This is a genomic window from Gammaproteobacteria bacterium, assembly GCA_016765075.1.
Lineage (GTDB): Bacteria > Pseudomonadota > Gammaproteobacteria.
In genome coordinates, this window is record JAESQP010000076.1 from 1 (window position 1) to 3,474 (window position 3,474).

The window sequence follows — 3,474 nt, forward strand, 5'->3', positions numbered from 1 at the left end:
CGCGACCAGGTCCGTGGCGTCACATCGCAGCCCAGGCACCTGCATTGAAGCGTCGTCTGTGCTAACCATCCTGTGATTGGCATTAATGTGAGCAGCTTTGATTAAGACGAGTCTTTTTTTATTTTCTTAGACAAATTGAATGTGACTAGGGTCTAATTCCAATGAGTATTGGGTTTTAGGACGTTTACCTGTTGCTTTGATTAAATAGCTAGCACTTAAATGGTTGAAAGCAAGTTTTAATTTTTTGTTAATTAGAGAGTTTTTTTCACTAATATAGTCGATGGAAAAACCTTCTGTTAGTGCACTTGACGCGCGACTATAAGCGATATGGTCTTGACCAAAAATATATTGGATATGCAATAAAAATTCTGATGCATCTGTTTCAATTGAAATAGCGCCTTTGATGCGACCCCATTTATTGATACGGTCGGATAGCCATGTGTACCAGGCATATAATACGGGCGAGAGAACTACTGCTTGTTGGTTTATTTTTAATGACCGGTTATTTAGCGTGATTTCTAAGTGCGGTGTGGGCATATATTGTAATATTGAGGATACTGCTTGGACAAAGGTGCTCTTGCCATCTAGTAGGTCATGAGGTAAACCCTCGCGTAGTCTTACAAAGGGTATGTCGGCGAGTTGAACGTCAGCATCTTGAGTATTCAATTTTTTCCCGGTTCGGTCAGTAATATAGGTGGGGGAGGTATTGGGATAGAAAAATTCGTCGTCAGACTCAAACTCACGAGTAACTACGACGTGATAGAGCCGGTCTTGAGGTCGACCAAATAGCGATAAGGCATAGCCTAGATAATAAGATATAGTGCGTCTACCACCTGCTAATGAAACGTGCAGAGCAGTATTGGGGTCGGAGGTTAATTTTCGCACTGTTTCAGTTATCGCGTTGGCCACTATTTCGTTGTCACCAACAGTGAGAATGTCTTCAAGCACAGCATCGGTTGCATTTTTTAATAATTGAACATTACGCAACTCAAAACTAGTATCATTTAGATTATATTCTTCGCATAATTTAAAAAATTGGCCATTCTCTTTATCTAGCAACTGGGATTTAATCTGCTTCATACCCACTTGAGTGGTTATGACGTGAATCTCATCGAGTACGGTAGAATGTGGTGCTTGATTCAACGCATAAATTACTTCGGTAATCACTTGCGGGTAGAGCCCGCTGGAGCTCAGCAATATATTTTGAAAGCCGTCGGCATTAGAGATTTTTTTGGAAGTCATAATATAACTTATAGTATAGGTCTAATTATTTTTTATAGGATACCAGTCTAGGGAAATGAGGTCACTAGGAGCCTGTCGGATTTAGGTGTTCGTAGCGAGGCGAGTGGGTAGTGAGACCACTTTTTCGATATTTTGAGGCGAATAGTGAGCCTATTTAATGAAAAAGATCGGAAAAATGGGCCGATTTCCCGCCGCCGTAGTAGAATCATCCTGGGTCCGACAGGCTCCTAGTGTCGCATAATCTAAGGTTACGATATGCTTGGTAATCATCACGTAATATTCTCACCTATTGAGCGGGTGATCATTATATTATTGGTAGTGGCTGCGTTTATATTGGGTATTTTGGGCTACTTTGACTATTTCGATGGTGTTGAGGATGTCACTTTCTCAGACGTCATTTATGCAACTTTGGGCCTTTTTGTGCTGGAGTTTGAAGGTCAGCCGTCAGATAAGCTTCCCATACTGCTCGATATCGCACGATGGGTAGCGCCTATTTCTTTAGTGTATGCTGGGATTAAGACGATTCTTGCGTTAATGGGCGATCGGCTCGACTATATCAAGCTCAAATGTATGCGCAATCATGCCGTGATATGTGGCTTAAATGAATATTCGCTGCTCACTATTAAAGATCTGGTTGCAGGTGGCATTAAGGTAATAGTGATTGAAGCCGGCAAAGATTCCCCGTTTATTGGTGTAGCTAAAGAGCAAGGTATTCTAGTGCTATTTGCCGATGCGACAGATAAGAAAAATTTAGAAAGGGTAAATTTACGCTGGGCTTCTCATTTGTTGGTGACAACAGGCGATGATAGTCGGAATCTGGAAATTGCTTACCAAGCATTTGAATTGCACCAAGCATTTCCCAAATACCAACATTTAAAATGCGTAGTTGATGTTGACAGTAATGAATTTAGCGCGGCTTTATATACGCAAGCTATTTTTAATCAAGACTACGAAAATTTTTCTGCGCAGGTATTAAATTATTCAAAACAAGCTGCCAGGCTACTGGTGCGCGATTTTGGTCCTGATACGGTTATATCTTTGAATAAAAGGCTTGATAAAGTATTACGCATACTAATTATTGGCAATCATCCTTTTGTTGAAGACTTTATACTGAGTTTTGCGGCGATAGGTCACTATGGCCTCAAAGAAAAACTGCACATTTCATTTTTTGGTGATGGTGTGTCAGCACGAATAAAAGCGTTAATAGAAAAACGACCAATGCTTGTCAATATAGTCACTATCACTTATGCAGATGTGGCCCCAAGTATGCTGAATAATCACCACACTGCGGCATCTATTCGACAGTTTTCGCCAGACGTAATTTATCTCTGTGCATTTAACCTAAAGTACACTATGGTCTGGGTCAGAGCGCTGCTAGATCTGCAATTAGACATACCGTTTTTAGTTGCTGAGTTTATGAATAGTTTGGCGCTAGAAAAATTTAAAACACAATTAGAGGATCGAATGCTCAGCTTTATTCCATTGCTGAGCCTGAGCTGTGAATCTGAACAAGTATTTTCAGTCAAGCAAGACAGGTTAGCTAAGGCGATTCATGATAATTACGTAGCAAAGCAAGTCGCCGCAGGAGACATGCCAAGCAATAATGCAAGTTTAGTTGATTGGAGAATGTTACCAGAGTCGCTGAAAGACTCAAACCGTAGTCAGGCAGACCACCTGGATATCAAGCTGCGCTTGTTAGAGATAGAGCACCTTGCAAGTGGCGATGATATGCAAAAAATATTAACAGATGAAACGGTTGAAAAAATGGCTAATGTTGAGCATTCTCGGTGGATGGCAGAAAAACTGTTGGCGGGATGGCAAGTGACAGAAGGTAAGAAGGATGCTGCCCGTCGTTTATCCCCTGATTTGGTGCCATGGGAAGAGTTGGGTGAAATAGAAAAACAAAAAGATCGTGATACTGTTCAAGTGATCCCGGAAGTTGTCGCGTTGAGAGAATCGTTAAAATAAGAAAAGTATTTTATTGCTAGCTAAAAATTGCCTACGCTGACCGCCAAGGAGAGCGAAGCGAAGGCGGTTAGTCGCCGATAGGCAACGCTGATTTATTTTTTGTAATTGTGAGCGATAGCGAGCGATGGAGAAGAAAATAAACAGCTATCGTTGCCGTAGAGCCATTGAGGTAGTGCTGCGTAGCCAGCGACGAGCTTGCGATGTTGTGGCGTAGCAGCACAAACGCAGGGCGGTCGGTGCAAAGGAATCAGTTGTCGCGTAAAC

2 protein-coding genes are annotated in these 3,474 nt (G+C 41.8%); one reads left to right on the forward strand and one right to left on the reverse strand.

Features of this window, described 5'->3' with window-relative positions:
• Positions 1–126: 126 nt before the first annotated feature.
• A complete protein-coding gene (locus JKY90_04585) occupies positions 127–1,242 on the reverse strand; it encodes a TIGR02584 family CRISPR-associated protein (protein ID MBL4851542.1) in 1,116 nt (371 codons plus the stop codon).
• Positions 1,243–1,497: 255 nt separating this feature from the next.
• Here JKY90_04585 and JKY90_04590 point away from each other — a divergent pair, with 255 nt between their 5' ends.
• Positions 1,498–3,210 carry an NAD-binding protein gene (locus JKY90_04590; GenBank protein MBL4851543.1) on the forward strand — a complete coding sequence of 571 codons (1,713 nt, stop codon included), beginning with the start codon at positions 1,498–1,500 and terminating at the stop codon, positions 3,208–3,210.
• Positions 3,211–3,474 lie beyond the last annotated feature (264 nt).

Coding starts and splice junctions, on each gene's coding strand:
- JKY90_04590 (MBL4851543.1), top strand. CDS start 1,498: ATGCTTGGTAATCATCACGTAATATTCTCACCTATTGAGCGGGTGATC.
- JKY90_04585 (MBL4851542.1), bottom strand. CDS start 1,242: ATGACTTCCAAAAAAATCTCTAATGCCGACGGCTTTCAAAATATATTG.